Genomic DNA, 215 nt, shown 5'->3' on the forward strand with positions numbered 1-215 from the left:
CCGGCAAATTTGATTCTTGATCCCCATGCCATTTTCTTTCGGGATAACGTGATACCGTGCAGGCGGCATCGTCGGAACACTTCCTTGGTACGTTCAAGAAAAGTATTGGTGTCTGAACCAAATACTGCAATATCGTCCATGATTTTCTTGGTGCCTGTTGTTCCGTGAAGAGCCAGATCGCTCTGTTCGGAGTACTTATCGCCACTACAATTTAA

Annotated in this window: 1 protein-coding gene; it reads right to left on the bottom strand. The window is 45.6% G+C overall.

Annotation, left to right across the window (positions count from 1 at the left end; translation table 11 throughout):
* Window positions 1-215: hypothetical protein (locus tag JEM65_RS22565; RefSeq protein WP_233530789.1), on the bottom strand; the 215-nt coding region annotated here is incomplete at both ends.

It is taken from the genome of Gelidibacter salicanalis (genome assembly GCF_016469035.1).
Lineage (GTDB): Bacteria > Bacteroidota > Bacteroidia > Flavobacteriales > Flavobacteriaceae > Gelidibacter > Gelidibacter salicanalis_A.